This is a genomic window from Pseudomonas sp. ARP3 (genome assembly GCF_001029595.1).
Taxonomy (GTDB): Bacteria; Pseudomonadota; Gammaproteobacteria; order Pseudomonadales; family Pseudomonadaceae; genus Aquipseudomonas; species Aquipseudomonas rhodesiae.
This window is the reverse complement of record NZ_LEKF01000005.1, coordinates 289,774-316,715: the sequence shown is the minus strand read 5'-3', so window position 1 is coordinate 316,715 and position 26,942 is coordinate 289,774. Positions and strand designations below refer to the sequence as shown.

The following is a 26,942-nucleotide window of genomic DNA, read 5'->3' as shown; positions in this document are numbered from 1 at the left end:
GGTTTTTGCCAAGTCAACCGAAACAGTCGTAAGCTGCATGAGGACGCTCCCTTCCGCTAAGTGTGGGTAACACTTTAACTTTGGCACATAGATGCCGTTAGGAAGGGGGCGTCCATTCCATTACCACAACAACCTTATTTTCTCGCGTTATGTTTACGCCGAAGATGTGTAGATACCTGTGGTCATCGGGGCAAGCCCCCTCCCACATTAGTCTTATGGCGTTTTTGGGTTATTCATCTAGGCCGATGGCCCGCGAACGGGTCATCTGAGCGGGTGGAAAGTGGCAGGTGAACGTACTGCCATGCCCCAGCATGCTGCTGATCTCCAGGCGCGCGCGGTGGCGCAGCAGAACGTGTTTGACGATCGCCAGGCCGAGCCCGGTGCCGCCGGTATTGGAGTTGCGGCTGGAGTCGACACGGTAGAAACGTTCGGTCAGGCGCGGCAGGTGCTTGGCGTCGATGCCGATGCCGGAGTCCTGCACGCTCAGGTGCGCGCCTTGCTCATCGGCCCACCAGCGAATGCGGATGGTGCCCTGGTCCTGGGTGTATTTCACCGCGTTGAACACCAGGTTGGAAAACGCGCTGCGCAACTCGCCCTCGCTGCCCTTGAGCAGCACCGCCGGGTCGGCCTCCAGGCTGATCTGCTGCCCGCGCTCGCCCGACAGGGCCAGAGCGTCATTCTTGATGGTTTTCAACAGGCTCGGGACCGCCACGGGCTGGTTGTCCGAGGGGTAATCGGTGGCTTCCAACTTGGCCAGCAGCAGCAGGTCGTTGAGCAGGGTCTGCATGCGTGAGCCCTGCTGCTGCATCTGTTGCAAGGCGCGGCCCCAGCGCGGGTTGATCTCGTCGACGTTGTCCAACAGCGTCTCCAGGTATCCGCAGATCACCGTCAATGGTGTGCGCAACTCGTGGGAGACGTTGGCGACGAAGTCCTTGCGCATCTGTTCCAGCTGATGGATGCGCGTGACATCGCGTACCAGCATCAGGTGTTCGTTGTTGCCATAGCGCGTCAGGTACAGCTGGATGCGCACCCGGTCGTTGGTGGGCGAGGGGATTTCCAGCGCTTCGTCGTAATTGTCCTGCTCGAAATATTCCTTGAAGCGCGGGTGGCGCACCAGGTTGGTCACCGGCTGGCCGCTGTCCTGGGGCGTCTTGAGGCCCAGCAGGGTTTCGGCGGCGCGGTTCCACCATTCCAGGTTGCCATCGCTGTCGAGCATGATTACCGCGTCTTTCAACGCGGCAGTGGACTCCTGCACGCGGTCGATCACCGCTTGCAGGCGCCCGCGCACCCGCTGGTCGCGGCGTTGCAGGTGGTAGATGCTGTCGAACACCTCGCCCCATAGGCCATAGCCGTCGGGTGGCGCTTCGTCGGGTTTGTGCTGGCGCAGCCATTCATGCAGGCGAAGGAGTTGTTTGAGGGTCCAGCCCAAGTACAAGCCGATGCCGATGGCCAGGCTCCAGCCGTAATAGCCACTGATCAGGCCCACCAACAGGCAGCCGGTGACCAACAGGAGCATGTGGCGGATCAAGGTGCCATGCCAATTCGAATTCACTTGAAAATACGTCCTTGGGGGGCAGCTTCAAGTTTCAAGCTGCAAGCTTCAAGTTAGAGCGATGCGGCATCTCTTGCCGCTTGTAGCTGACCGCTTGCGGTTCAACCCTTGGTTGAAAACCGATAGCCGGTACCGCGCACGGTTTGTACCAGATTCTCGTAAGCATCGCCCAAGGCTTTGCGCAGGCGGCGGATATGCACGTCCACGGTGCGCTCCTCCACGTATACGTTGCCGCCCCACACCTGGTCCAGCAGTTGGCCACGGGTGTAGGCGCGCTCTTGGTGAGTCATGAAAAATTGCAGCAGACGGTATTCGGTGGGGCCCATCTCGGCCGGTTTGCCATCGATGGTCACGCGGTGGCTGATCGGGTCCAGCAGCAGGCCACCGACTTCAATAGGCGCTTCGCCGTCGGTAGGGCCGGCACGGCGCAACACAGCCTTAAGCCGCGCGACCAGTTCCCGTGGGGAAAAGGGTTTGGTGATGTAGTCATCGGCACCGACTTCCAGGCCCTGGATCTTGTTGTCCTCTTCGCCCTTGGCGGTAAGCATGATGATCGGGATATCCCCGGTCAGCTCATCGCGCTTGAGGCGGCGGGCCAGCTCGATGCCGGAGGTGCCGGGTAGCATCCAGTCGAGCAGGATCAGGTCCGGCTTGCGGTCGACGATAATGGCATGGGCCTGCTGGGAGTTCTCGGCCTCCAGGCAGTCATAGCCGGCCATTTCCAACGCAACGGCGATCATTTCGCGAATGGGCGCTTCGTCGTCAACAATCAGAATGCTCCTGCCAACCATGCTCAAAAATCCTCTTGTCATTTAACTGTCTTGCGCCGCATTAGATAACGGAATTATTGCAGTCGTGTGACAGTAATTTAGTCGCTTGGGCAATTCACGGCACTCTGGACTACCCTTTGAGTCCGAATCCTGACAACCACAAAAGGAAGGTTCCGATGACTCACAGCACTGTTTCCTGGAAAGCCCTGTTGGTAGCGGCGGCGTTGACCCTGCCCGGCCTAGCATTCGCGGCGGAGCCGGCGATGACCCAAGGTGGGATGTTGGTGGATCACAAAGGCATGACTCTCTATACCTTCGACAAGGACGCCGACGGCAATTCAGTGTGCAATGACAAGTGCGCGACCAATTGGCCGCCGCTGAAGGCTGAGTCCACCGACACGGCGACGGGCGATTGGAAGGTCATCACCCGCGACGACCAGACCAGCCAGTGGGCCTACAAAGGCAAGCCGGTGTACACCTACAAGGATGACAAAAAGGCCGGTGACAAGACCGGCGATGGCAAGGGTGGCGCGTGGCATGTGATCAAGCCCTGATCGTTGGGCGCTGCTCAAGCCATCGGGGGCAAGCCCCCTCCCACATTTGACTGTATTCACACATCAAAAGGTGGGAGGGGGCTTGCCCCCGATGAGTCCCGGCCAGACACTGCAAAAACTCAGCGAAACCCGTAATCCGCCACAATCCCGACAAAAATCGCCAACCCCGCCCAGTGGTTGTGCAAAAACGCCTTGAAGCATTTGAGGCGATCGCGATCGCGGGTGTACCAGAACTCCCAGGCAAAACATCCCGCAGCCGCCAGCAGCCCCAAGTGGAACCAGCCGCCCAATTCGAAGCGCGCGCCGGCCAGCAGCAGGCACGCCAGTGAAAGACCTTGCAAGGTCAGGATGATCACGCGGTCGGCATCGCCAAACAGAATCGCGGTGGATTTAACGCCGATTTTCAGATCGTCATCGCGGTCAGTCATGGCGTAATAAGTGTCATAGGCCACCGTCCACAGCAGGTTGGCGATATACAGCAGCCAAGCCGTGGCGGGCAGATGGCCGGTTTCGGCGGTGAATGCCATCGGCATGCCCCAGGAAAACGCGGCCCCCAGCACCACCTGCGGGTAATAGGTGTAACGCTTCATAAAGGGATAGCTGACCGCTAGCGCCAGGCCGCCCAGGGACAGCCAGATGGTTGTGGCATTGGTCAGCAATACCAGCAGGAAACTGATCAGCATCAGGACTGCAAAGAACACCAGCGCTTCTTTGGAACTGATTTTGCCGCTGGCCAACGGGCGTTGCGCGGTGCGTTTCACGTGCCCGTCAACCTTGCGGTCGGCCCAGTCATTGATCACGCAGCCGGCAGCGCGCGTCAGCGTCACGCCCAGCACGAAAATCACGATATTGGCCAAGGACGGCGAGCCCTCGCCGGCAATCCACAGCGCCCATAGCGTCGGCCACAGCAGCAGGTAAATGCCGATGGGCTTGTCCATGCGAGTTAATTGAATGAAGTCCCAGGCCCTGGGATTCAGGCGGTTGAAGGATTGGAGCAGGCGTTGATACATCAGCGGTTCTCCGAAGGATCATGCAGCGCATGCCAGAAGCTCGGCAGGAAGATTTCCGCCACCAGCACGCTCAATGCGCCGCGGTCGAAACGTGAGCGGCGGGCCCACAAACCATCGGCCTGATCCGTTGTGGGCAGCCAGTGCCGGGGGTAGCGGCACACTTCAATGGCCTGGCGGGTGAACGCGCGGTCGCAGAACAGCAACTCACCCAGCGAACGGCTGCCCAATTCGTCCATCTGCAGCCCATCGCCCTGCAAGGCGCTGCGCGCCGCCACGCTGCGGGCAAACACCCAGGGTTGGCCGTGCCCGCGCAAATACACCTCGCGTACCCAGCCGATACTGGCCGGCGCCAGCTGCAGCGCAACACACTCATCCTCGCGTAGCGGCTGCCAGCCTTCGAACAGCGGCGTGACGCTGAAGCCCTCGTTGGACAGCTCGGTCAGTCGCCGCGTCAGTGAGCCTTCGTCGAACAACCAGTCGAGGGTCAACGGCGCGGGCGCAGGGTTCAGAAGGCTCTGGGGCAGCCATTGGCAAGCAGCGGGGCGGGCGATTGAGTGCGGCACGGCGAGTCGGTATGGGCAGTAAAAGAGGCGGCGAGCTTACCATGGCGTCCCGGTCTTTTGCCGGGCTCAACCGGCCCGTTGAGTCGATGACGCTTGCATCTGCACGCCCCGGTCAGTACAAAACGCCCTGAGCCGCGTGGCAATGCTGGATCCATCGACCGCCGGCCAATTTGCCTGGACCTTGAGGAAGTAAGTAATGAAGAAGTGGCAATGTATCGTCTGCGGCCTTATCTACAACGAAGCAGACGGCTGGCCTGATGATGGCATCGCGCCGGGCACGCGTTGGGAGGACGTCCCGCAAGACTGGCTGTGCCCGGATTGCGGCGTGGGCAAAATGGATTTCGAAATGATCCAAATCGGCTGATCTGAAATTTAAGAAACGTACTACAAGGAGAAAGGAATGAACGCACCTGTCGTGATCATCGGCACAGGATTGGCCGGCTACAACGTGGCCCGGGAGTTTCGCAAGCTCGACAGCGAAACCCCATTGCTGCTGATCACCGCGGATGACGGGCGCTCCTACTCCAAGCCCATGCTCTCCACCGGCTTTGGCAAGAACAAGCAAGCCGATGGCCTGAGCATGGCTGAACCGGGCGCCATGGCCGAGCAACTCAAGGCCGAGGTGCGCACCCACACCCGCGTCAGCGGCATCGACCCTGGCCACAAGCGCCTGTGGATCGGCGAGGAAGCGGTGGCTTACCGTGACCTGATCCTGGCCTGGGGCGCCGAAACCGTGCGCGTACCGGTCGAGGGCGACGCCGCCGAGCTGATTTTCCCGATCAACGACCTGGAAGACTACGCACGTTTTCGCGCCGCCGCCGCCGGCAAGCGTCGCGTACTGCTGCTCGGCGCCGGCCTGATCGGCTGCGAATTCGCCAATGACCTGATCCTGGGTGGTTATGAGATCGATCTGGTCGCGCCGTGCGAGCAAGTCATGCCCACTCTGCTGCACCCGGCTGCGGCTGCGGCGGTGCAAGCCGGCCTGGAAAGCCTTGGCGCACGCTTCCATCTGGGTCCGGTGCTCAACCGCCTGCAACGCACGGCCGATGGCCTGGAAGCGCATCTGTCGGACGGTGAAGTGATCCGTTGCGACCTGGTGGTCTCGGCCATCGGTCTGCGCCCGCGCATCGACCTGGCAGCCGCGGCGGGCCTGCAGGTCAACCGTGGAATCATGGTGGACCGCCACCTCAAGACCTCCCACGCCAACATCTACGCCCTGGGCGACTGCGCCGAGGTGGACGGCCTCAATCTGTTGTACGTCATGCCTCTGATGACCTGCGCGCGCGCCCTGGCCCAGACGCTGGCCGGCAACGCCACCGCCGTCAGCTATGGCCCGATGCCGGTCACCGTAAAAACACCGGTGTGCCCGTTGGTGGTCTCCCCACCGCCACGCGGCACCGAAGGGGTGTGGAATGTCGAAGGGCAGGGTGGCGATATCAAGGCGCTGTGCCGCGACGCCAGTGGCCGCCTGCTGGGCTATGCGCTGACGGGCACCGCCGTGATGGAAAAACTCGCGCTCAACAAAGAACTTCCGCCGTTGCTGGCGTAAATACCGGTCGTTCTGTCGGAATAAGCACATTTTTCCCTCTAGAAAGGTCGCCGCGAGACTGGCGGAGCGTGCGAGGGCATGCCATCCTCACTCCCGTCTGCCGCAGAGTAGAGCCTGCGGCGCTTTGGGCGCCGCTCCGTCAGAGAGCGGCACGGACATAACAACAAAAAACCGTCAAAGAGGCTTCACTTATGCGTAAACCCGAACTCGCAGCCGCCATCGCTGAAAAAGCGGATCTCACCAAAGAGCAGGCCAACCGCGTCCTCAACGCCATTCTCGAAGAAATCACCGGCGCCCTGCACCGCAAGGACAGCGTCACCCTGGTGGGCTTCGGCACCTTCCTGCAACGCCACCGCGGCGCCCGCACCGGCAAAAACCCGCAAACCGGCGAGCCTGTGAAGATCAAGGCCAGCAATACCGTTGCGTTCAAGCCGGGCAAGTCGCTCAAAGACAGCGTCAACCCGTAAGCGCAGTACCGTCCGAAGGGAGGCGGGGTGATAGGAAAAGTGGGCACGCCGACGGGGTTGGGTGCCCATTTTTTGTGGGGTTAAATCAATGGCCCTTCTTTTTCTCATCCAAATAGAAATTCAGATATTTTTTGGGGCGGTCTTGAAAAGCTCGTGCTTTACCAAAGCTATAAGCTTCATCAAAGCACTTAAATGCATCGGCCTTTCTTTCTAACTCTAGAAATGCCATTCCCAAATTGATCAATGGACCCGTATCAATATCGGACTCGCGCCCATCCAACGTTTTCTGCGCCCACTGTTCAGCTGCCGTGAAATCACCGCTGTCAAAGTAAAGATTGAAAAAAGAACCTGTGACCCATGATGACAGAGGCGTCCACTCAAGCTTTGGCTCAGGAAGTAAATTCCATGCCTGCTGATACATAGCCTGGGCTTCAGATTTTTTGTTCTGGTCATCGAGATCATTACCTGACGCCATAATGTTCATGATCTTTTCTGCGAGGTCGGGATTCTCATCTGCCAAGTCTTTCATACAATAATCCTTACTAATATTTAGGCTGCTCAGCCGGCCCGATAAAGTCGGCGGGATCCTCCAGTCATGAACAGCGCCAAGGCTTGAGTTTCTTTAGCGGGTTGTTAGTCATCCAGTTCTCTCGAAAAAAGGGAGTGAATTTATTTAATTGCCTATTTGGTTGTGCAGTTATTAAATAAATTCGCCCTGATTTATTTACTTTTCATGTTATTTTTAATAATGATCTGGCTGAGGTTTATAAAATTTTATTTGCTAACTCTAAGTCGAATTTCTTGTTCCCGAGGATCGATTTCATTGCGAGCACTTTTCTCATTACATCCGAATCCAGGCTCATATTGTTTTTATGTGCGACAAAGAGGATCGTTAGAAATGGGAATGCATAGCTGTCGGGTTCGGACAACACATCATCAATTAATTTCGTCGTACCCAAGATGCAGTTTTCTGCCTTTGACAGGAAATATAAACTTAGCCGGTCACTGATTTTTTTGACTGTAGCATTTATATCCTGAGCTGACGGAGTTTTGATGATTCCGCCCAACTCGTCGCCGAACTGTTTTGTTTCTTCCGACAAAGAGCTCTTCGATAAAAATGATGTGTTGAACAGCCGGCTTTGATAGGGAGGAGACTGGTTTTTACAGAAGCTAAATGCCTCACACGTATAGATCTCCATTCCGGCATAGTAGCCATCGGCTTTTGTCAAATGCTGGAGATAGATTTCTCCAAATTTTTCTTTTTCTGCCAGTAGGCTAATTTTATTTTTGCTTGCCTTTAGGTTGAAGTGGGGAGAGGTTATTTGCTTCAGCGCTGCCAGTAATTCCACTTCCATATTTTTACGAACTTCAAGGCTCATGTTATTCACTTGTAGATTAGAAGATTGAAGGTTGCGTTGTGCTGTGCGCCTTTTCCACCCAGCGGAACGCCCGGTTTGCCTTTGGTATCAACCTTGAACGATCCCTTCGTTCCAGCGGAGGGCTTGATCGTGCCACCTCCCAAGTGTTGTGTGGTGTTGGCCGGCTTGGTCATGTCGAAGACCTTGGAGTCTGTTTGGTTAGGAGTTAGCTTTCCAGTGCCATGTTTAACTTCAAATACATGTAACTTACCGTTACGGTCCTTGGCGACGAAGTCAGCCCGAATACGTTTTCCGTTTACCTTCATGGTGACTTCTTCAGCTACGACCTTGAACCCGTTCCGTTTCAAGTCATGAATCGCCTTGGTCCGACCTTTATTACCGCTGACTGCACTTTTGCAAGCCCATCCCCACGGATCAATCCAAGTAAAGGGATTCGGCGCATATTGATAGAGGTTCAACCCTCCCGCCAACCCAATCGGATCCGGCGTAGTAAACCGCCCCACATCCGGATCATAAAACCGGAACGTGTTGTAGTGCAGCCCAATCTCCCGATCCAGGTACTGCCCCTGAAACCGCAGGTTCTGCTCTTCAATGTAATAAGGCTCGCGCACCTCTTCCAGTGTGTTGCCCCACACCCGATATGTCGCCTGCCAAACCGTGTGCCCATCCGCTTCGGTGAGTTGTTCCGGCAAGCCGTTCAGGTCGTTGTGGTAGTAGCGGATTTTTTGCAGAGGCCCGCTGCCGTCAATGCGGGCCAGGGGTTCGTAGCCTTCGTTTTCGTAGACGTACAGGCTGGTTTGGCTGTGGCGGTGTTCCTGTAACAACCGCAGGCCATCCCACATAAACCGGGTTTCCCCCAGCGGATACCCGTCACCGCCGTGCTCGGTTTTCGCGATGCGTCGGCCCAGCGGGTCGTAGGTCATCCGGACCACGCTGCCGTTTTCATTGCGTACTTCGATCAGACGGCTTTCGGCGTCGTAGGCAAAGCGTTGCAGGCCGCGCGCGGTGCTGCGTTTTTCGATTGTGCGGCCGAAGGCGTCATAGCGATAACGCTTGTCCTGATAAGTCAGCAGCTTGTTGTGCACCACCAGCCCGGCGCCGGGTTGCGGGCCGTCGAGCAGGTTGGCGGCGGCGTCGTAGGCGAAGGTTTCGCGTTGGCCGTGCAGGTTGTCCTGGCTGGCGATGATGCGGCCGGTGGCGTCGTAGTGCAGCAGTTGGCGGTGTTGTGTGGCGGGCTGCTGGTCGAGTTTGCCGATCAGGTTGTCGGCGGGGTCGTATTCGAATTGTTTCTGCGCGGCTGCCGGCAGCAGCGACGGCTGGCCCGCCAGACGACGTTGGCGTGCGCGCAGGCGGCCGCTGCGGTCGTATTCGCTGCGGGTGCTGAGCTGGCCCTGGGTGCGCAGCACTTCGCGGTGCAGGCGGTCGCGTTCGAAGTCGCTGATCACCTGGCCATCGAGGTTGATCTGATGCAGGTGGCCGCTGCCGTAGTACAGGCGGTTGAGCCAGCGGCCGTCGGGCAGTTGGGTCTGGATCAGGTTGCCGAGTTCGTCGTAGTGGTGGTGCAGGCTGCCCGCTGAGCTCTGTTCGGTGAGTAACTGGCCAAGGGCGTCGTAGGCGAAGCTCAGGGCCTGGGTGTTGCCGTGCAGGTCGGTGAACGTCACCGCCGTAAGCTGATCCACGGCGTCGTAGCTGTAGTCCGTGCGGCCATCGTCGGTGGTCTTGGCGATCAGGCGGCCAACGGCGTCGCGCTCCAATCGATGGACGATGGGCGCGGGCGCTGTCTCGGGGACGACCGCCAAGCCACTGCCATACGGGGCCGGTACAGCGCTCACCGCAATCACATTGTCCAGCGGATCGTAGCGGTAGCGCTTGGCGCTGCCATCCAGGTCCTGCTGCTCGGTCAACCGATCGCCGGCGTCCCAGGCAAACCGATAACGCTCACCGTTTTCGTTGATCAGCGCTTGCAGGCGCCCATAGCTGTCATAGCCGAACTGCACCTGCCGACCATGGGCGTCGATGCGCTGGCGCACCTGGCCGCGACGGTTGTGCTGGTACAGCGTGGTATGCCCGGCCGGGTCGGTGTAACCCACCAGTTGGCCGCTGGTGTTGCGTTGGTATTGCTCGGTGCGCCCGTCCGGCAATTGGCTGCTGAGCAGGCGCCCCTGGGCGTCATAGCTGAACAGGGTGCGCTCGCCAAGGGCGTCGGTGATGACCTGCAAATTGCCGCGTTCGTCGTAGCTGAAGCGCGTGGGATAGCCGGAGCAATCCACGTGCTCGACCAACTGCCCGAACGGGTTCCAGCGCAGCTTCTTGCTTTTGCCAGTGGCGTCGATGATTTCTACGGGCTGGCCGTGATCGTCATAGCGATAGCGAGTGACATAGCCCAGCGGGTCGGTTTCGGCGATGCAGTTGCCGCGCTGATCGTAGCGATACGCCCAGCTATTGTCGGCGGCGTCGGTCTCCACCAGCGGCAGTGCCCAATGCTCAAGCCACAAGGTCGAGTCGCTGCGGCCCAGCGGGTCAGTCTCGCCGATCAGGTTGCCGGCATCGTCGTAGCTGTACGCATAGCGCCCGCCCAGCGGATCGGTGGCGCTGAGCAATTGGCGTTCGTCGTTCCACTCGAACAGCCAGGTTTGCCCGAGGTTGTCGCTGTACCGAACGATCTGGTGCTGGGTGTTCCAGTGACGGGTACTGACGCGTTGCAAGCCGTCGGTAATCCGCGTGATACCGGCCTGCAAGTCATAGTCGAACTGGTAGGCGTCGCCTTCGTCGGTCCAGTGCCGGACCACGCGCCATTCCGCGTTTTCAACCAAGGCCCACTCGTAAAAACAGCGCAACCCGGTCGGTAGCTGGTGCTCCACCATGCGCCGGCCAGCATCGTAGCTGAAGCGGCGCTGCACTTGGCCAGTTGCATCGCGGACCTCAGCCAGGTTGCCGATAGCGTCATAGCCATAGCTGACCAGCACTTCGCGGCGCTGGTCGGGGTACAGCCGTTCGAGTCGTACCACGTGACCTTGATCACGGATCAACTCCACTTGCACCAGATCGAAGGTATCGCGCAGTCGGACCAGGCGCCCGGCGTCGTCATAATCGACATGGATGCGGTTGTCGTTGCGGTCGCCGAGTTGGCTGAGGCGCAGCAATGCCGGGTTGGCGGAGGGTTCGAACAAGCGATACAGGCCGTCATCGCTTTCAATCAGCAGCTCACCGTTGAGGTGTCGGCGCACGGCCAGCCCTTCACCGGCGCTGAACACCGCGCCGCCCAGGGGGATGCTGCCCATGTCGATAGGCCGGCCCTGTTCATCGGTGTAGATCAGCGTTTCACCGCCGTCGGGGTGAGGCTGGATGGCGACGCAGACTTCATACGGCACGCTCCAGCCTGGGCCGAACAGGCTGCCCGTGCGTTCGTCACGGCTGTTGTAGAACCGCTGCCAATCAATCGGCAGGATGCCGGGCAGGACGAAATCCAACTCATCATCGCCGCCCAACACCTTGGCGCCGGTGGCCGCGTGCACCGGGTTCGACGAGCCCATCGCCGCGTTGGCCATTGCCCCCATCGCACTGCTAACGGCCATCGAGGCCGCGCCGCCGATCAACATGCAGGGCAACTTGCTGAAGAACTTGCCCTTGCCGCCCTTGAGCATCAGCAACGCCGTCACCGCCAGCCCGACGCCCGGTGTCTTGCCGCTGCGAATCTCGCGCACCACCACCGAGCCGCCGCCAATGGTCACATTGGAGGAGATCAGCCCCGACGACACCACCGTTGCATCGCAGGTGCTGCGGTCACCGCTGCGCACCGCCGGTTGGCCATTGATGGTGACTTTTTCCGAACCCTCGGCCAGAAACTGCGGCGGCATCGGTGGATGTTTTGTGCACGTCACCTGATCCAGCGGCTTGGGTTCGGCGCCTGGGGCAGGCGTGGCAACCGTGGGGCGCCACATCTGCGAGAAGAAGCTCTCGGCCATGTCCAGGAAGCTGACTTCTGGCTCGGGCGCGTGCTCTTCCAGCTCAGTGCCGGCGGGTGCGACGTGAGAGGTGATAGCCCCGGCGGCGCGAGCGGCCGGAATGTTATTGGTCAGGGTGTTGGTGGAACCGGTGAGGATGTTCGCCTGCACCGTGGGCGGAAACAGGGCGTTGCTGAAGCTTTCGCATAAATTCGATAAGCCTTTGTCCGCGCCGGTCTTGCTCATGGCCAGGCCGACAACCGTGCCCACCACGGCGCCCAACAGGAAGCAACCGAGCCCGCCAGTGGCCACGGTAATCCCGGTGGCGGCAACCACCGCCGCCGTCGCCACCGCCGTGATCGCGATGTTGGCCGCCACTTCCAGCACACCGCCGAGGATATCGGCCATCATCGAAGTGTGGGAGAGCGCATCGCCCATGCGGGCCGCCCAAAGCGCGTCAGACATGCAGGCAGCTCATCAGGAAATGGCGTCGAACGACAGCGAGTTCTTGATCAGCGCCCAATGCGCCGCTTCGGCCTCCCCAAGCTTCTCGGCCTTCACATAACTCAAGGCGAGCATCTTGCGCGTGCCCGGTATCACCAGCGCCAGCTGGTATTGGAACACCTTGTCGTTGCCCTTGTTGAACTGGCTGCGCAGCTCGATGCCTTCCACTTCCTGCGCGGCGCCCAAACGCACGTCCACGCCCGGTTGATAGCGCAGATCCTGCACCTGTTTTTCCAGGCGCTGGAGCTGGTCATTGAAGTTGCTGTGCAGGGTTTCGCCGTCGGCCAGTTGGCTGCGGCTGACGATCAGGGATGTGCCCAGCTCCGGGAACTTGAGGATGTTGATCGTCGCATCCTGCAGCTCGCTCGCCGGCAGTTGGAACTGGAATTCGTTGATTCGGTACGTCATGGCAAACGGGTCTCGTCAGGAGCTTTTCGGCGCGGGGAACGCGGCTTTGATATTGGCGTCGATGCTGGTTTTCTGGCCCTGTCCATCGGGCGTGGCGCCAGGGCCGCCGCCGTTATTGAGGTGCAGCACGCCTTTGGTATTGATCTCGGCATCGCCGCTGGCATAGAAGCTGATGTTTACGCCGGTGAGGTTGATCTGCCCGCTGGCATTCAACTCCAGGATGCTTTCGCCGCAGACCAGGCGCAGGTTTTCGCCCACCTCGATCACATAGCTCTGGCTGATGCTGTCGGTCTTGCGCTGGCCCACCGAGAGGATGTCTTCCTGCTTGACGATGCGCAGGCGGTTGTTGCCGATGGTGACCGTCTCGTTGTGGCCAATGCTCTTGTTGCGGTCGTGCCCGACGGAGTGGCTCTCATCCACCTCCACCACGATGTCCTGATTGCGCTCGGCATGGATATACAACTGTTCCAGGCCCTTCTTGTCCTCCATGCGGATTTCATTGAAGTTGGCCGGCGTGCCGCCCTTGCTGGAGCGGCTTTTCATGCCGCTCTGGGTTGCGTTCTCGGGCAGGTCGTAGGGCACGGTCTGCTCGGCGTTGTACACCCGCCCGGTGATGATCGGTCGGTCCGGGTCGCCTTCCAGAAAGCTCACAATCACTTCCTGGCCGATCCGCGGAATCTGCATCGAGCCCCAGTTCTTGCCGGCCCAGGACTGCGACACACGAATCCAGCACGAGCTGTTTTCGTTGGATTGGTCGTGACGGTCCCAATAGAAATGCACCTTTACGCGGCCGTACTGGTCGGTCCAGATTTCCTCGCCTTTGGGGCCGACCACCAGTGCGGTTTGCGGGCCTTTGACGATGGGCCGGTGAGTGGTGGCCAACGGGCGGAAGCTTTGCTGGGCGTCGATGCAGGTCAGGCTGCTTTCGAACTGCGCCGAGGCCGAACCGCCGCCGCTTTCGAGGTTTTCCTGGACGATGTAGTAGCGGATGCCAACGATCAGGTATTCGCGATTCTGGTCCTGGCGGCTGAAGCCGGTGAGGCTGAACAGATGGCCCGATCCCAGGCCGCGTGCATTGCCGGCAAACTCGATCTGTTCGTGCAGGGTTTGCAGCGCTTCGATGCGGGTGCGCGCGTAGTGCTCGCCGTCTTCGCTTTGCACATAGGTGCCGGGGTAGTCGTAGAGCGGGTAGTCGCCGGCGGTATGTGGGCGCGGCATGGCCGAGCGCACGTCGATGCTGGCGCTGGGGCGCTGGAAGTCGTAGTCGTTGAGTTCCAGGGAGCCCGGCTGCACCTCCTGCGCCAAATGCCAGTTGTGCATATGGTCGCGTTCGCGCTGTTGCTCATCCTTGGGGTAGTACGGCACCGACGCGTAGCCCGGCACGGTGGTGTGGGCGCCATAGGCATCGGCCAGTACCAGCACATGGCGGTCCTGCTCATGGCGGAAGAAGTAGTAGATGCCTTCCTGTTCCATCAAGCGGCTGACGAAATCGAAGCTGGTTTCGCGGTACTGCACGCAGTATTCCCACTCGCGATACGGCCGGCTCAGGGCGTCTTCGAAGTCGGAAAAGCCCAGGTCGCGGAACACCTGCTTGATGATCTGCGGGATGCTCAGGTTCTGGAAAATCCGGCAGTCCGAGGTCCGAGTCAGCAGCCAGAACCACGGGCGCAGCGTCACTTGGTAACTGGCGAACTGGCCTTGATCAATGTTCTGGCTGCACCGCGCGACGATGCCGTGGAAGTGCCGCTCGCCGCCGTCCGCCAATTGCAGGCCGACGCTCATGGGTTTGCCGAGCAACTGGTTGAGGTCGATGTTGGCGTCCAGGGACGTCAGTTGCAGCTCGTAATTGAACAGGCGCCCCAACTCTTCACCACCGCCCATTTCATTGAGCAGCAGCACATCCGGCCCGAGGGGGCTGGTGATCTTGGCCAGGCGTGAGGCTTGGTTGAATAGCATCGAAGTACCCTAATAACTGAAGGAACCCAGTCCAAATGTGGGAGGGGGCTTGCCCCCGATAGCAGTGTGTCAGTTGATGCATGCAGTGACTGATTCACCGCTATCGGGGGCAAGCCCCCTCCCACATTTAAACCTTATTTCAACAGTCGTTATTCGGCGTCGTTGAAGTCGTAGTGCAGCTCATTATCCCGACTGCTGATCCGCACTCCCGCCAGCGCCTTGCCCTCAAGCATGCGCGTGAGGAATTCACGGCTCATGTCCGGCAGCAGGCTGTTGGTAAGGATGGTGTCGATCATGCGTCCGCCGCTTTCGGTTTCGGTGCAGCGCGAGACGATCAGGTCGACCACCGCGTCGTCGTAGTCGAAGGCGACTTTGTGGGTGTTCTCCACACGTTTTTTGATGCGGTTGAGCTGCAAGCGGGTGATCGCCTTGAGCATCTCGTCGCTCAGCGGGTAGTAAGGGATCGTCACCAGGCGGCCGAGCAGGGCCGGTGGGAAGATCTCCAGCAGCGGCTGGCGCAGGGCCTTGGCAATCTCCTCGGGCTCGGGGATGTTCGCCGGGTCTTTGCAGACCTGGGAAATCAGCTCGGTGCCGGCGTTGGTGGTCAGCAGAATCAAGGTGTTCTTGAAGTCGATCACCCGGCCTTCGCCGTCTTCCATTACGCCTTTGTCGAACACTTGGAAGAAAATCTCGTGCACGTCCGGGTGGGCTTTTTCCACCTCGTCCAGCAGCACCACGCTGTAGGGCTTGCGCCGTACCGCTTCGGTCAGCACACCGCCCTCGCCGTAGCCGATGTAGCCTGGTGGCGCGCCCTTGAGGGTCGACACGGTGTGGGCTTCCTGGAACTCGCTCATGTTGATGGTGATGACGTTCTGCTCACCGCCGTACATGGCTTCGGCCAGGGCCAGGGCGGTTTCGGTCTTGCCCACGCCGGAGGTGCCGGCCAGCATGAATACACCGATCGGCTTGCTCGGGTTGTCGAGGCCGGCGCGAGAGGTCTGGATGCGCTTGGCGATCATCTGCAACGCATGGTCCTGGCCGATGATGCGTTTTTTCAGGTGCTGATCCAGGTTCAGCACGGTTTCCAATTCGTTGCGCGCCATGCGGCCCACCGGGATGCCGGTCCAGTCGGCGACCACCGAGGCCACGGCCTGGTAATCCACGGTCGGCAGGATCAGCGGGGTTTCGCCTTGCAGGGCGGTGAGGCGTTGTTGCAGGTCGACCAATTGAGTGCGCAATTCGTCGTTGCCACTGTCCACCACCCCGGCCTTTTCGCGCAGGGTGGCACGGGTTGCGAGCAGCTCGTCCACCAGGGCTTTCTCTTCGGCCCAACGGCTTTCGAGGGTGGCCAGGCGCTCGCGTTCGGCGGCCAACAGGGCTTCGCTGTTGCTCTGGCGCGCGCCGGTGTCAATGCCAATGGCATGCTCGCGGGCAATGATCTGCAGCTCGGTTCCCAGGGCCTCGATGCGACGGCGGCTGTCGTCTACTTCGGCCGGCACCGCGTGCAGGCTGATGGCCACGCGGGCGCAGGCGGTGTCCAGCAGACTCACGGATTTGTCCGGCAACTGGCGCGCCGGAATGTAGCGGTGCGACAGCTTCACTGAGGCTTCCAGGGCTTCGTCGAGGATCTGCACCTGGTGGTGCTGTTCCATGGTCGAGGCCACGCCGCGCATCATCAACAGGGCTTTGTCTTCGGAGGGCTCGGCCACTTGCACCACTTGGAAGCGGCGGGTCAGGGCCGGGTCTTTCTCGATGTGCTTCTTGTACTCGGCCCAGGTGGTGGCGGCCACGGTGCGCAGGGTGCCGCGGGCCAGCGCAGGCTTGAGCAGGTTGGCCGCATCGCCGGTGCCGGCGGCGCCACCAGCGCCCACCAGCGTATGGGCTTCGTCGATAAACAGGATGATCGGCTTGGGCGAGGCCTGCACGTCTTCAATTACCTGGCGCAGACGCTGTTCGAACTCGCCTTTCATGCTGGCGCCGGCTTGCAGCAAGCCCACATCCAGGCTGCGCAGTTCTACATCCTTGAGCGACGGCGGCACATCGCCGGCGACGATGCGCAGGGCAAACCCTTCGACCACGGCGGTTTTACCCACCCCGGCTTCACCGGTGAGGATCGGGTTGTTCTGGCGCCGACGCATAAGGATATCGACCAACTGGCGGATCTCTTCGTCACGCCCCACGATCGGGTCGAGCTTGCCGCTGCGCGCCTGTTCGGTCAGGTCCACAGTGAAGCGCTTGAGGGCTTCCTGCTTGCCCATCGCGCTGGGCGCCATGGCGCCGCTGGCTTCGCCCGGAACGGCGCCGGCGTTGAAACCGTCGCTGGCGGTCAAGGCGTTTTCCGGCGAGTCGCCGACGTATTCGTCAAAACGCTCGCTCAGGGCCTCGGCCTTGATCTTGTCGAACTCGCCGGACAAGCCTAACAACGCATGGCGCAGGCTCGGAGTCTTGAGAATGCCCAGCACCAGGTAACCGGTGCGCACTTGGCTTTCGCCGAACATCAGGCTGCCGTAGACCCAGCCACGTTCCACTGCTTCTTCTACGTGGGACGACAGGTCGGTGATGGAAGTCGAGCCGCGCGGCAGACGGTCCAAGGCTTCGGTCAGGTCGCGGGCCAGGCGCGCCGGCTCGACGTTGAACTGGCGGATGATGCGGTGCAGGTCCGAGTCCTGCAGTTGCAGCAACTGGTGGAACCAGTGGGCCAGTTCCACGTAAGGATTGCCCCGCAACTTGCAGAACACGGTGGCGGCTTCGATGGCTTTGTAGGCCACGCTGTTGAGTTTGCCGAACAGTGCGGCGCGACTGATTTCACCCATGCTCTGGATTCCTTGAGGTGGTGGCTTGATCGGCGTAATGCCGGGCCAGGATTAGGTCGTTGGCGTCGTGCGCAGGTTGGCCGAGCCACGTGTTGAAGCCCAGGCGAAACTGGCCGTTAAGCCGCAGCGCCGGTACTTCGGGTTGTTGCAGGACCAGGTTCAAGTCCCAGTCCAATTCGTGGCCCAGATACTCGGCTACCCACGCCACCAGTTCGTTGAACGGCTGGTGGCCGGGCAGCATGCCCATGTAGTCATCGAGCGTGAGCGGGCCCAGGCGGATACGGAATTTATGCTGGCGGTCCCACACATGGCTGCCCAGGCACAGGTCCACGCCCAGCCGGTTGGCGTTGACGCCCACGCGGCTGCGTTCGGGCAGTTCGAGCCATTGGCCGACGTATTCCTCGATCTCTACCGGCAGGCCGAAGTACTCGCTGAGGATGGCTTTGAGACCGTCCGGATAGCGGGTCTGTGCCGACAGGTGGCCGCTGTAATGCAGCTTGGCCGTGTCGGGAATCAGCCCCTGGTTGAGCAGGCTCGGCATGCCGCGACCGCTCAACGCGGCGAGGCGCGCGGACCAGTAGTCATCGTCGGGGCGGTCGTGGCTGACCGTCGGCCGCGCCTCGGCCCAGGCTCGGTAGAACAGGCTGAGCAGACGATGGTGGAACACGTCCAGAAACTGTTTGCTGGTGCTGTCGGCGTTGTTGCGTTGACGCTCGCGCACGTATTCGGTGATGTGCAACGGCAGCGGGCCGTTGGGGCCGCCCAGGCCGAAGAAGAATTGCTCCAGCCGCGCCGGCCGGCCGTCACCGCCAGGCTCCAGCGACGCCAGGGTGGCCGGGGCGAACGTGCAGTCGGCCTGTTGCCCGAGGCGCAACGGGTCGTCCGCCAGGCGCAGGGAATGGCCCAGGCGCGGCAGCTGCGGCGACTCGCATTCGATGCGCCGCAGGGCCTGGAAGAAATCGTATTCCCAGGGCTCCTGGTGCATCGCTTCCAGGGTACTCACAGGGTCGGACGACGTCCGGGCTTGGCTTTCCATCGCATGATCTCGCCGCGTTCGGTGGTACGGATCACCGTCTCGGTAAAGCTGTTGATCGACACGTAGCGTGCCAGGAAGCGTTCCAACACCGCACCGAGCAGGAACACGCCGGTGCCGCGAAACGCGTTTTCATCGAATTCCAGGGTGATTTCCAGGCCCCGGCCAAACACGATCGGGCCGGGCATCGGCAGGCGCCGGGTCACGGCTTTACTGCAGACTTCGCGCAAGCCCTCGATCTGCAATTGCAGCGCGGCATCGTTGCTGTCGCCATACAGCCGCAGCAGCTCGCGCAAGGCGCCGGCGCCCTGGCCCTGTTCGCTCAGGGACAGGTAATTGAGCGACAGCTGGCTGATCAGGCGCCAAGCCTTGGCGTCATGGGCATGGCTGGCGCGCGGGCGGCTCGGGCCGGCTACGCAGCGCACGGCCAGCACCGGGGCGCTGTCGGCCAGGGTGAAGTCGGTCTTGCCATTGCCCACGCTCATGAACAGCGGCAGATCGCGGTTGGTGCACAGGGCGGTTACGCCGAGTTGGCGCAGGTCGTGACGGTACGGCGCTTGCTGGCTGTCCACCAGGCTCACAAAGGTTTCGCTGCCCACGTAGGTGGAACGCGGGCCGTTGCGGCGTTGGTCGCTGGACAGCACGCGAGGCTCGCGGCGCACCGTGTAGTAGGCCTTGTCCCGCCCGTAGCGCGACGGGTCGCGCACCGCGTAGAACGGCAGAAACGGCTGCTCCGGTCCGGTGCCATGGCCGGTCAGGCCGGTGAGGGAATGCACCTCGAAATCCATCGGCCGGGTGCGGTCGGCGATCACATGGTGTTCATTGACGCGGTCGGACAGGTGAATACGGTCCAGGCGTTTGGGGAACAGGTTGATCGCCGGGGTGCAGAACGGCAGGAACTGCGCCGCACCGACACTGCCTTCCAGGCTCGGCTCGTGACGGTCGAACAGCACGATCAATTCCAGCTCCTGGCCGTCGCAGCGCTTGACCGCCCGGCTCAGCTCGGCGAACTCCACGAACAGGAACCGCTGGGGCAGGGCGAAGTACTCCTGCAACAACCGATAACCCTGGAACGCCCGCGCCACTACCGGCATGGCCGCGTCCGCGTCGTCGAACCCGCGTGAACGCAGTGCGTCTTGCGGTAGGCGCTCGACCCAATCGCCACCGGGCTTGCGCGCGAACACCGCGCAGGCGTTGCCCAGCAGTTGCTCGTAAAGGCGGAACGGTTGCTCGTCGGCGCCGCTGAGGTACAGCGGCAGGCTGTCCAGATCGAGGCTGTTGAATGGCAGCTCGGCGCCGGTGCGCAGGGTCAGGCGCAGGCCAGCCTTGGCCTTCGGCTCGCTGGCGGCCAGGCGCCCGAGTACGGTGGCCGGGTTGCCGAAGTACTCGGCATTGCTCACCTGCAGCGGCCACAGCGTCACCGGGTGCGCGGTGCGGTACTCGCAGCAGGTTTGGGTCTCGCGGCCGAGGGCGGCGCGCAGGACGGTGTCGCGCGGCAACGGGAAACCGCCGACCAGCGAACCTTCGTCGGGGTCGGTCTGCAATTGCACCACGGTCATCGACGGGGTCGGCGCCAGGTAATGCGGGTAGGCGATTTCCAGCAAATTGTGGGTGAAGGTCGGGTACTCGGCGTCGAGCTTGAGCTGCACGCGGGCGGTCAGGTAGGCAAAGCCTTCGAGCAGGCGTTCGACGTACGGGTCGGCGCAGTCCATACCGGACAGGGTCAGCCGACTGGCGATCTTCGGGTATTCCTTGGCGAACTCGGCGGCGCTTTCGCGCACGTGGTGCAGTTCCTGGTTGTACAGCTCCAGCAGGCGCGGGTTCATAAGCGCCTCCGTTGGTCAGCGTTGACCACGCGCACATGGCCGGATTCCAGGTCCAGGTCGGTTTGCAGCAGCAGGCGCAACGGCACCGGCTGTGCCCACAAGTCGCCTTCGATCTCGAAGCTCAAGGCGTTGTGGTTCATCTCGCCGTGGCCGACCCGGGCTTTGACGCGCAGGATGTGGCGCAGGATGCGCGGCTCGAAGGTGGCGATGGCCTGATAGATCAGGGCCTCCAGCGCTTTGATGTCCACGCTGGACACGCTGTTGCCCGCCAGCGCCGGCAGGCCGTAATTGATCACCGACGTACCGGCCGGGGTGTGCAGCGTCGCATCGGCATCGAGCAACGACGTGGTATTGAGCAGCCACGCCAGGTCACGCAGCACCGAGGCTTTCAATTGGGTCAGGGACAGCACGCGTTTGTCGGCGCTTTCCTTGGGATTGGTTGGGTCTTCGTCGGTCAACCGGTCCAACAGGGACGGTTGCAGACGGTCGCGGGAAGCGATTTCAGTTACCACCAAAGCAGCTCCACGGACGGATTGCGAGAGGAACAAGAGGCTGCGCTTGAGGCCGTAGTGCCGTGGCGCAGGGCCACGGCACCAGGGCTATCAGCGCTTGGTGTTGGAACGGATGTTCCAGCCAAACTTGACCGCGCCGCCGTCTTTGGTGCCGTCGGCTTTCTGTGGCTGGTAGTCCACCATCACTTGGGCGAAGTTCAGGGTGACGTTCTCGGTCAGACGGTCATCGGTGCCCGAACCGCCGGTGCTCAGCGACGTCACCAACACTTCTTCCAGGTTGATCACCATGTACTCGACCTGGCTTTCACCACCGGCTTTGCGCACGGTCAGCTTGACCTTGTCGATGTGCTTGCCGCTGGCGCACAGCATCATCAGGTTAGGCGACGCTTTGTCGACGTACTTGGTCAGCGACAGGTCCTGGATGTTCACCTTGCCCGCACCGCCGCCACCGCCAACGTGCATGTTGCCGGACTGGGACATGCCCCAGCTCCAGTTCAGCACGTCGATTTCGTCTTTGTGGGCTTTGTCCATGGACTCGCCCTTGATGTCGCCGATCTTGATGAAAATATCAACAGCCATGTTTTCTCCCTGTGTGGCGCTTGCCACTGATATTTGAGTCACTCCAAATGGGCAGTGCTTTTGTGTGGGAGGGGGCACACCCACTCCTGCACAAGAGCCGGCTCATCTGTTGTTAGGCGCTTTTCGCCGAAGGCAGCTTCGACACCAGGCGCAACGACACGGTCAGCCCTTCGAGCTGGTAGTGCGGGCGCAGGTAGAACTTGGAGTTGTAGTAACCCGGGTTGCCTTCCACTTCTTCCACGATCACCTCGGCGGCCGCCAACGGGTGCTGGGCCTTGGTGGTTTCGGTGGAGTGCGCCGGATCGCCGTCCACGTAGTTGAGGATCCAGTCCTGCAACCAGCGCTGCATCTCGTCCTTCTCTTTGAAGGAACCGATCTTGTCGCGCACGATGCACTTCAAGTAGTGGGCGAAACGGCAGGTGGCGAACAAATACGGCAGACGCGCGGCCAGGTTGGCGTTGGCGGTGGCGTCCGGATCGTCGTATTCGGCGGGTTTCTGCAACGATTGCGCGCCGATGAAGGCGGCGAAATCGGTGTTTTTCTTGTGCAGCAGCGGCATGAAACCGTTCTTCGCCAGCTCCGCTTCGCGACGGTCGCTGATGGCGATCTCGGTCGGGCACTTCATGTCCACGCCACCGTCGTCGGTAGGGAACGTGTGGGCCGGCAGGTTTTCCACTTCACCGCCGGACTCCACACCACGGATGCGCGAGCACCAGCCGTAGTGTTTGAACGAACGGTTGATGTTCACCGCCATGGCGTAAGCGGCGTTGGCCCAGGTGTACTTGGAGCTGTCGGCGCCGTCGGTGTTTTCTTCGAACGCGAAGGCTTCCACCGGATCGGTCTTGGCGCCATACGGCAGGCGCGCCAGGAAGCGCGGCATGGTCAGGCCGATGTAGCGCGAGTCTTCCGATTCACGCAACGAACGCCAGCCGGCGTATTCCGGGGTGGTGAAGATCTTGGTCAGGTCGCGCGGGTTCGACAGTTCCTGCCACGAGCCCATGCCCATCACGGTCGGCGATGCCGCAGCGATGAAGGGGGAGTGCATGGCGGCGCAGACTTTCGACAGCTCGCCCAGCAGCTCGACGTCCGGTGGCGACTGGTCGAAGTAGTAGTCGCCCACCAGGCAGCCGTACGGCTCGCCGCCGAACTGGCCGTATTCTTCTTCGTACATTTTCTTGAAGATCGGGCTCTGGTCCCACGCGGTGCCCTTGAATTTCTTCAGGGTCTTGTGCAGGTCCGGCTTGGAGATATTGAGCACACGGATCTTGAGCTGCTCATCGGTCTCGGTGTTGTTGACCAAGTAGTGCAGGCCACGCCAGGCGCTTTCCAGCTGCTGGAAGTCCGGGTGGTGGATGATCTGGTTGACCTGGGCGGTCAACTTGGCGTCGATGGCAGCGATGATCGATTCGATCGACTTGATCGCGTCGTTGGACACCAGATCGGTCTGCGCCAGGGCTTGTTCGGCCAAGGTGCGCACGGCGGTTTCCACGGCTTCGCGGGCACGTTCGGTCTTGGGCTTGAATTCCTGCATCAGCAAGGATGCGAATTCGCTGGTTTCTTCAGTGGCGCCCAGGCTCTGGACGCCTTCGCGTGCGGTGTTGTCGGTCATGATTACTGATCCCCTGCAGGCTTCGGCGCGCTGGCAAGTGCCTGAAGCAGTGCCGGGTCCTTGATTGCCTTCATGATGATTTCTTCAGCGCCGGTCTTGCCGTCCATGTAGGTCAGCAGATTGGCCAGCTGGGTGCGGGCTTCGAGCAACTGGTTCAGCGCGTCGACTTTGCGGGCCACGGCGGCCGGGCTGAAGTCGTCCATGCTTTCGAAGGTCATGTCCAGGCTCAGGTTGCCTTCGCCGGTCAGTTCGTTCGGCACATGGAATGCCACGCGCGGCTGCATGGCCTTGAGGCGCGAGTCGAAGTTGTCGACATCCACTTCAAGGAACTTGCGGTCGGCCACGGGCGCCAGCGGCTCGGCAGGCTTGCCGGCGAGGTCGGCCATCACACCCATCACGAAGGGCAGCTGGACCTTTTTCTCGGCGCCGTAGAGCTCGACGTCGTACTCGATCTGCACTCGAGGCGCGCGGTTGCGCGCGATGAATTTCTGAGAACTTTGCTTCGCCACGTTGCTGCTCCTGGTCGCTTGAGCGACGGTGTTGTTACTGCACAGCCGGGCGGCTTACTCGCCGTCCGGGCCGCGCAGGTTTTCAAATTGGGACATGCCGTCGGGGATCAGGTTGCGCACGATCGCTTCGAAATCGGCATGGACCAGATTTTTGGCCCGGTTCAACAACACCGGCAGCGGGCTCGAAGGCTCGTGCCGGGTGTAATACGCAAGGATTTTGTCGAGGCTGCGCAGCACGTCGTCGCGGCTGGCGATATCGCCAACCGGGCGTGGCGCCGCTGGGGCAGGGGCGAAGTCGACCGAGGGGGCACTGTCTTCACTGACGGCCTCGGGTTCGCTGCTGCTGTCGGTACCGGGTACCGCCTGATTGAGGACTTGCAGCGCTTGCTTGAGTGGCTGCTTCAATGCGCTCAGGTCCACGCCCTGGGCGGAACCGACTTGTTCGTTGACCTGCTGTTCAATGGCTTCGCAGGCCGCTCGCGCGGTGCTCAAGGCGTCGCGGGTGGCTTGCAGATGGTCGGGGTCGCTGTCGAGAAACGCCGCGTTGAGCTGCTGGGCGCCCAGTTGTTCATCCGGAAAGTGCATCAGGCCGCTGGCATTGAGCGCGGCGCGCAGGCTCACGGGGCCGAAGGTGCGCGAGCGCGTCAGGATGCTTTCGCGCAGTAGGCGGATGGTCGCGTCGCTGGTCAGGCCGGCCAGTGCATTGATGCGCACGGTGGGGTCGTTATCGTCGTCGGCGTCCAGACGCGGGTGCAGGTCGGCCCAGTATTCGCGCAGCAGTGCGTCGATCAGCGTGAGGACTTCAGCCAGACCGGCCACGCCCTGCAGGGCCAGGGAGCTTTGCAATAGAAAATGGGTGATGCGCAGGTCTTTGCTGCGCTGCAGCAAGTCGAGGCTCTGCTGCTGGATGCTGCGCCATTCCGGCGGTTCGGCGGGCAGAATAGCGTCGCCCATGCTGCGCTCGGGTTGGCCCTTGGCATCACGCTCTAGCTGGAGAAAATCCGCGTCATATTCCATGTCTTCGCCACATGGCGAGTTCGCGGAAACGGCGGCGAGCAGCAAAGGCACATCCACTGAAATCGATCTCCCTATCGGCCCGTTAAATGCCGGGCAATTCATGCATTAGTTGCGCGAGGAACTTTGCATGTTTTCTTGGTCATATAAGCACGATGGTATTAATGTGCCATCATTGGTGTTCAAGAAGTTGTGCATTTTTGGTGTAGTACTTATGCCTTGTCAAGGTAAGCTATTCGCCCTCTGTGACAGATGTGCGGTGCTTAACAACCTGTGCGACTGACGGGTCGAAGCACGTACCGAGGCAGGATTTTTGTCATGCGGCCCAGTTAAGATCAGCGATCATGCTGGCAACTGCGGGTTGTGAAGGGTCGATTGCACGACCCGATGGGGATTTCCCGGGAATGTTCGGCCCGGGAATCGACCGCGCGCGAAGTATCAGCAAGGAGGCAAGATGTCGCTGTGTTTGACTATCACTAGTTATCACAAGATTACCCCCGGGCAATGTCCCGAAAAGTCCATGAATCAGGGCTCGATGGCGATCGGCCGCAGCTCGGATAATGACTGGGTATTGCCTGATCCCGAGCGCCTCGTGTCTTCCCAACATTGCGTTATTCAATACAAAGACGGCCGTTATTATTTAACCGATAACAGTACAAACGGTGTGGAGTTGGTTAACGCCGGTATTCGTATGCGCCGTGGCAATAGCGAACCTCTGCAGGACGGCGAGCTGATCCGCATCGGCGACTACGAAATCCAGGCACGCATTGATTTCAGCGTGCAAGCGGTTGAAAGCCAACCCTTTGCCGGTGAGTCGCCGAACAGCTTCGAAGCGCTGATGGGGGCCGTTGCCAGCCCCTCGGTGCCCGCGCCCATGCCGACGCCGGTGATCGCGCCGCAGTTCCAGGGCGCCTCGTCGATGGACACGCTGCCGGACCTGTTTGACTTCCTCAGCCCCACCGCCGTGCCGCCGCCCACCGTGGCCGACCACGTCCCCAGCGAACAACACGATTTCCGCCCGCCGACGCCGGTCAGTGTGCCGGTGGCAGAACCGCCGCTGGTGTCCGCTTCGGTGATCCCCGAAGACTGGGACCTGCTCAGCGACGCGCCGCCGCCGATTATCAGCGCACCGGCACCGGCACCGATCCCATCGCCGCCACCGCCGTCACCGCCGCTGACTCCGTCCGCCCCTGCGCCCGACGTTGCACCGCCGGTGGCCAGCGCCGGGCAGCCGGACCTGCTGCAAGCCTTCCTACGTGGCGCTGGCCTGGACCAGCTGCGCCTGGACAAGGCCGACGCTTGCGCGCAGATGGAAAGCATCGGCCGCAGCTACCGGCTGATGGTCGAAGGTCTGATCGATGTCCTGCGCGCCCGGGCCAGCCTCAAGGGCGAGTTCCGCATGCAGCAGACCATGATCCAGCCGGCTGAAAACAATCCGTTGAAATTCGCACCGAATGCCGATGAAGCGTTACTGCTGTTGCTGCGTCACGGCAACCAAGCGTTTATGGCGCCGGATGTCGCCGTGCGGGAAAGTTTCGACGACCTGCGCGCCCACCAGTTGGCGGTGATGGCGGGTGTGGAAGCGGCGATCAAACACCTGCTCAAGCGCTTCGAACCGGCGCAACTCGAAGAGCGCATGGGCAAGCCCGGCGGGCTCTCGGGTATTTTCAGCGGTTCGCGCCAGGCCCAGTACTGGCAGCAGTTCACCGAGCTTTACAGCAATATTTCCCGTGAGGCCCAGGAGGATTTCCAGGACCTGTTCGGCCGCGAATTCAGCCGGGCCTACGAAGAACACAGCGCCCGACAGCGGCGCTGACCGCCACACACGGATTAACGGATAGCTAAGTACGTCATTGAGGACGCAGGATGATTCCCAGGTTTTTACTCGCAGTCGCCACCGCGCTGCTGCTGACGGCGTGTGCCAAAGATGCCGCCAAACCCGACACCGCCGCCGAGGCTGACGCCGATACCGCGGCGGTCGAGCTGCACTTCCATGCGATTGCCGGGCTCAACCCCAGCGCCAATGGCCAGGCCGCGCCGGTACGGGTGCGGATTTTCGAACTGAAGAACGCCGCCACCTTTGCCCGTTCCGACTATTTCTCCCTGGCCGACCGCGCGCAATCGACCCTGGGCCTGGACCTGCTGGACCAGGATGAAGTGACGGTCCAGCCCGGCCAGCAGTTGAGCATTCAGCGCGACCTCGACCCGTCCACGCGCCAGATCGGTTTGCTGGTGGGCTACCGCGAACTCGACCGCGCGCAGTGGCGCACGGTGATCAACGTGCCGGCGCGTCAGTACACCGAATACCAGATCAGCCTCGATGTGCGTGCGGTGCGCGCCGACGTCGTGGTTACCCCATCCAGCCCTGCCCAATAAGCAATCGGAGCCCCC

The 26,942-nt window shown here is 61.3% G+C and carries 23 protein-coding genes; 6 read left to right on the top strand and 17 right to left on the bottom strand.

All coding sequences use genetic code 11. The annotated features are described in order from the left end of the window. Window positions 1–229: 229 nt before the first annotated feature. Together phoR and phoB are read right to left on the bottom strand one after the other, a co-directional pair. A complete protein-coding gene (phoR, locus tag ABX75_RS09110) occupies window positions 230–1,516 on the bottom strand; it encodes a phosphate regulon sensor histidine kinase PhoR (RefSeq protein ID WP_219730113.1) in 1,287 nt (428 codons plus the stop codon). A 137-nt stretch (window positions 1,517–1,653) separates the two neighbouring features. Then, window positions 1,654–2,343 (bottom strand): phosphate regulon transcriptional regulator PhoB, encoded by a 690-nt coding sequence (gene phoB, locus ABX75_RS09105; protein WP_003176964.1) that lies wholly within the window; start codon window positions 2,341–2,343, stop codon window positions 1,654–1,656. A gap of 155 nt (window positions 2,344–2,498) precedes the next feature. Between phoB and ABX75_RS09100 the strand changes: the two genes are divergently transcribed. Further along, window positions 2,499–2,876, top strand: coding sequence for a hypothetical protein (locus ABX75_RS09100; RefSeq protein WP_047881786.1), 378 nt, complete (start codon window positions 2,499–2,501; stop codon window positions 2,874–2,876). A gap of 119 nt (window positions 2,877–2,995) precedes the next feature. On the opposite strand, the gene ubiA is transcribed toward ABX75_RS09100, so the two are convergent. Both ubiA and ABX75_RS09090 read right to left on the bottom strand, forming a co-directional pair. Beyond that, window positions 2,996–3,886 carry a 4-hydroxybenzoate octaprenyltransferase gene (ubiA, locus tag ABX75_RS09095; protein WP_034139842.1) on the bottom strand — a complete coding sequence of 297 codons (891 nt, stop codon included), beginning with the start codon at window positions 3,884–3,886 and terminating at the stop codon, window positions 2,996–2,998. Further along, a complete protein-coding gene (locus tag ABX75_RS09090) occupies window positions 3,886–4,449 on the bottom strand; it encodes a chorismate lyase (protein ID WP_047881785.1) in 564 nt (187 codons plus the stop codon). Before ABX75_RS09090 ends, ubiA begins: the two co-directional genes overlap by 1 nt. A 196-nt stretch (window positions 4,450–4,645) precedes the next feature. Between ABX75_RS09090 and ABX75_RS09085 the strand changes: the two genes are divergently transcribed. From ABX75_RS09085 to ABX75_RS09075, 3 genes are all read left to right on the top strand, one after another. Then, window positions 4,646–4,813 carry a rubredoxin gene (locus tag ABX75_RS09085; RefSeq protein WP_034101514.1) on the top strand — a complete coding sequence of 56 codons (168 nt, stop codon included), beginning with the start codon at window positions 4,646–4,648 and terminating at the stop codon, window positions 4,811–4,813. Window positions 4,814–4,849: 36 nt separating this feature from the next. Continuing rightward, window positions 4,850–5,998 carry an NAD(P)/FAD-dependent oxidoreductase gene (locus tag ABX75_RS09080; RefSeq protein WP_034101513.1) on the top strand — a complete coding sequence of 383 codons (1,149 nt, stop codon included), beginning with the start codon at window positions 4,850–4,852 and terminating at the stop codon, window positions 5,996–5,998. A gap of 191 nt (window positions 5,999–6,189) precedes the next feature. Continuing rightward, the gene (locus tag ABX75_RS09075; RefSeq protein WP_011064269.1) at window positions 6,190–6,465 is read left to right on the top strand and encodes an HU family DNA-binding protein; all 276 of its coding nucleotides are present in this window, start codon (window positions 6,190–6,192) and stop codon (window positions 6,463–6,465) included. Window positions 6,466–6,550: 85 nt separating this feature from the next. Here ABX75_RS09075 and ABX75_RS09070 read toward each other — a convergent pair whose 3' ends face one another. From ABX75_RS09070 to tssA, 13 genes are all read right to left on the bottom strand, one after another. Next, window positions 6,551–6,994, bottom strand: a complete 444-nt coding sequence (locus ABX75_RS09070) for a hypothetical protein (RefSeq protein WP_034115467.1) — start codon at window positions 6,992–6,994, stop codon at window positions 6,551–6,553. Window positions 6,995–7,229: 235 nt separating this feature from the next. Next, window positions 7,230–7,844 (bottom strand): hypothetical protein, encoded by a 615-nt coding sequence (locus tag ABX75_RS09065; protein WP_047881784.1) that lies wholly within the window; start codon window positions 7,842–7,844, stop codon window positions 7,230–7,232. Between the two features lie 5 nt (window positions 7,845–7,849). Further along, window positions 7,850–12,253: an RHS repeat-associated core domain-containing protein gene (locus ABX75_RS09060; RefSeq protein WP_047881783.1), complete on the bottom strand. Its 4,404-nt coding sequence runs from the start codon at window positions 12,251–12,253 to the stop codon at window positions 7,850–7,852. Window positions 12,254–12,265: 12 nt separating this feature from the next. Then, entirely contained in the window at window positions 12,266–12,700 is a 435-nt protein-coding gene (locus ABX75_RS09055; RefSeq protein ID WP_034101512.1) for a DcrB-related protein, read from the bottom strand. A gap of 15 nt (window positions 12,701–12,715) precedes the next feature. Beyond that, window positions 12,716–14,656 carry a type VI secretion system Vgr family protein gene (locus tag ABX75_RS09050; RefSeq protein WP_034101511.1) on the bottom strand — a complete coding sequence of 647 codons (1,941 nt, stop codon included), beginning with the start codon at window positions 14,654–14,656 and terminating at the stop codon, window positions 12,716–12,718. Window positions 14,657–14,805: 149 nt separating this feature from the next. After that, on the bottom strand, window positions 14,806–17,469 hold the full coding sequence (gene tssH, locus ABX75_RS09045; protein ID WP_047881782.1) for a type VI secretion system ATPase TssH: 2,664 nt from the start codon (window positions 17,467–17,469) through the stop codon (window positions 14,806–14,808). Beyond that, the gene (gene tssG / locus ABX75_RS09040) at window positions 17,462–18,505 is read right to left on the bottom strand and encodes a type VI secretion system baseplate subunit TssG (protein ID WP_034101509.1); all 1,044 of its coding nucleotides are present in this window, start codon (window positions 18,503–18,505) and stop codon (window positions 17,462–17,464) included. Before tssG ends, tssH begins: the two co-directional genes overlap by 8 nt. Further along, the gene (gene tssF / locus ABX75_RS09035) at window positions 18,469–20,328 is read right to left on the bottom strand and encodes a type VI secretion system baseplate subunit TssF (RefSeq protein ID WP_047881781.1); all 1,860 of its coding nucleotides are present in this window, start codon (window positions 20,326–20,328) and stop codon (window positions 18,469–18,471) included. The genes tssG and tssF overlap by 37 nt, the downstream gene beginning before the upstream one ends. Further along, window positions 20,325–20,840 carry a type VI secretion system baseplate subunit TssE gene (gene tssE / locus ABX75_RS09030; RefSeq protein WP_047881793.1) on the bottom strand — a complete coding sequence of 172 codons (516 nt, stop codon included), beginning with the start codon at window positions 20,838–20,840 and terminating at the stop codon, window positions 20,325–20,327. The genes tssF and tssE overlap by 4 nt, the downstream gene beginning before the upstream one ends. A gap of 90 nt (window positions 20,841–20,930) precedes the next feature. Then, a complete protein-coding gene (locus ABX75_RS09025) occupies window positions 20,931–21,419 on the bottom strand; it encodes a type VI secretion system tube protein Hcp (protein ID WP_017526783.1) in 489 nt (162 codons plus the stop codon). A 112-nt stretch (window positions 21,420–21,531) separates the two neighbouring features. Next, window positions 21,532–23,028, bottom strand: a complete 1,497-nt coding sequence (gene tssC / locus ABX75_RS09020; RefSeq protein WP_034101507.1) for a type VI secretion system contractile sheath large subunit — start codon at window positions 23,026–23,028, stop codon at window positions 21,532–21,534. Window positions 23,029–23,030: 2 nt separating this feature from the next. Then, entirely contained in the window at window positions 23,031–23,537 is a 507-nt protein-coding gene (gene tssB, locus ABX75_RS09015; RefSeq protein WP_034101506.1) for a type VI secretion system contractile sheath small subunit, read from the bottom strand. A gap of 54 nt (window positions 23,538–23,591) precedes the next feature. Continuing rightward, on the bottom strand, window positions 23,592–24,611 hold the full coding sequence (gene tssA, locus ABX75_RS09010) for a type VI secretion system protein TssA (protein ID WP_034101505.1): 1,020 nt from the start codon (window positions 24,609–24,611) through the stop codon (window positions 23,592–23,594). A 394-nt stretch (window positions 24,612–25,005) separates the two neighbouring features. Between tssA and tagH the strand changes: the two genes are divergently transcribed. Together tagH and tssJ are read left to right on the top strand one after the other, a co-directional pair. Beyond that, the gene (gene tagH, locus ABX75_RS09005) at window positions 25,006–26,367 is read left to right on the top strand and encodes a type VI secretion system-associated FHA domain protein TagH (RefSeq protein ID WP_047881780.1); all 1,362 of its coding nucleotides are present in this window, start codon (window positions 25,006–25,008) and stop codon (window positions 26,365–26,367) included. 50 nt (window positions 26,368–26,417) lie between these two features. Continuing rightward, window positions 26,418–26,927, top strand: a complete 510-nt coding sequence (gene tssJ, locus ABX75_RS09000; RefSeq protein ID WP_047881779.1) for a type VI secretion system lipoprotein TssJ — start codon at window positions 26,418–26,420, stop codon at window positions 26,925–26,927. The last annotated feature ends 15 nt before the right edge of the window (window positions 26,928–26,942 follow it).

What these genes read in the sequence shown, in the direction of transcription:
- phoR (WP_219730113.1), bottom strand. Translation starts at nt 1,516, where the DNA reads ATGCTCCTGTTGGTCACCGGCTGCCTGTTGGTGGGCCTGATCAGTGGC.
- phoB (WP_003176964.1), bottom strand. Translation starts at nt 2,343, where the DNA reads ATGGTTGGCAGGAGCATTCTGATTGTTGACGACGAAGCGCCCATTCGC.
- ABX75_RS09100 (WP_047881786.1), top strand. Translation starts at nt 2,499, where the DNA reads ATGACTCACAGCACTGTTTCCTGGAAAGCCCTGTTGGTAGCGGCGGCG.
- ubiA (WP_034139842.1), bottom strand. Translation starts at nt 3,886, where the DNA reads ATGTATCAACGCCTGCTCCAATCCTTCAACCGCCTGAATCCCAGGGCC.
- ABX75_RS09085 (WP_034101514.1), top strand. Translation starts at nt 4,646, where the DNA reads ATGAAGAAGTGGCAATGTATCGTCTGCGGCCTTATCTACAACGAAGCA.
- ABX75_RS09080 (WP_034101513.1), top strand. Translation starts at nt 4,850, where the DNA reads ATGAACGCACCTGTCGTGATCATCGGCACAGGATTGGCCGGCTACAAC.
- ABX75_RS09075 (WP_011064269.1), top strand. Translation starts at nt 6,190, where the DNA reads ATGCGTAAACCCGAACTCGCAGCCGCCATCGCTGAAAAAGCGGATCTC.
- ABX75_RS09070 (WP_034115467.1), bottom strand. Translation starts at nt 6,994, where the DNA reads ATGAAAGACTTGGCAGATGAGAATCCCGACCTCGCAGAAAAGATCATG.
- ABX75_RS09065 (WP_047881784.1), bottom strand. Translation starts at nt 7,844, where the DNA reads ATGAGCCTTGAAGTTCGTAAAAATATGGAAGTGGAATTACTGGCAGCG.
- ABX75_RS09060 (WP_047881783.1), bottom strand. Translation starts at nt 12,253, where the DNA reads ATGTCTGACGCGCTTTGGGCGGCCCGCATGGGCGATGCGCTCTCCCAC.
- ABX75_RS09055 (WP_034101512.1), bottom strand. Translation starts at nt 12,700, where the DNA reads ATGACGTACCGAATCAACGAATTCCAGTTCCAACTGCCGGCGAGCGAG.
- ABX75_RS09050 (WP_034101511.1), bottom strand. Translation starts at nt 14,656, where the DNA reads ATGCTATTCAACCAAGCCTCACGCCTGGCCAAGATCACCAGCCCCCTC.
- tssH (WP_047881782.1), bottom strand. Translation starts at nt 17,469, where the DNA reads ATGGGTGAAATCAGTCGCGCCGCACTGTTCGGCAAACTCAACAGCGTG.
- tssG (WP_034101509.1), bottom strand. Translation starts at nt 18,505, where the DNA reads ATGGAAAGCCAAGCCCGGACGTCGTCCGACCCTGTGAGTACCCTGGAA.
- tssF (WP_047881781.1), bottom strand. Translation starts at nt 20,328, where the DNA reads ATGAACCCGCGCCTGCTGGAGCTGTACAACCAGGAACTGCACCACGTG.
- ABX75_RS09025 (WP_017526783.1), bottom strand. Translation starts at nt 21,419, where the DNA reads ATGGCTGTTGATATTTTCATCAAGATCGGCGACATCAAGGGCGAGTCC.
- tssC (WP_034101507.1), bottom strand. Translation starts at nt 23,028, where the DNA reads ATGACCGACAACACCGCACGCGAAGGCGTCCAGAGCCTGGGCGCCACT.
- tagH (WP_047881780.1), top strand. Translation starts at nt 25,006, where the DNA reads ATGTCGCTGTGTTTGACTATCACTAGTTATCACAAGATTACCCCCGGG.
- tssJ (WP_047881779.1), top strand. Translation starts at nt 26,418, where the DNA reads ATGATTCCCAGGTTTTTACTCGCAGTCGCCACCGCGCTGCTGCTGACG.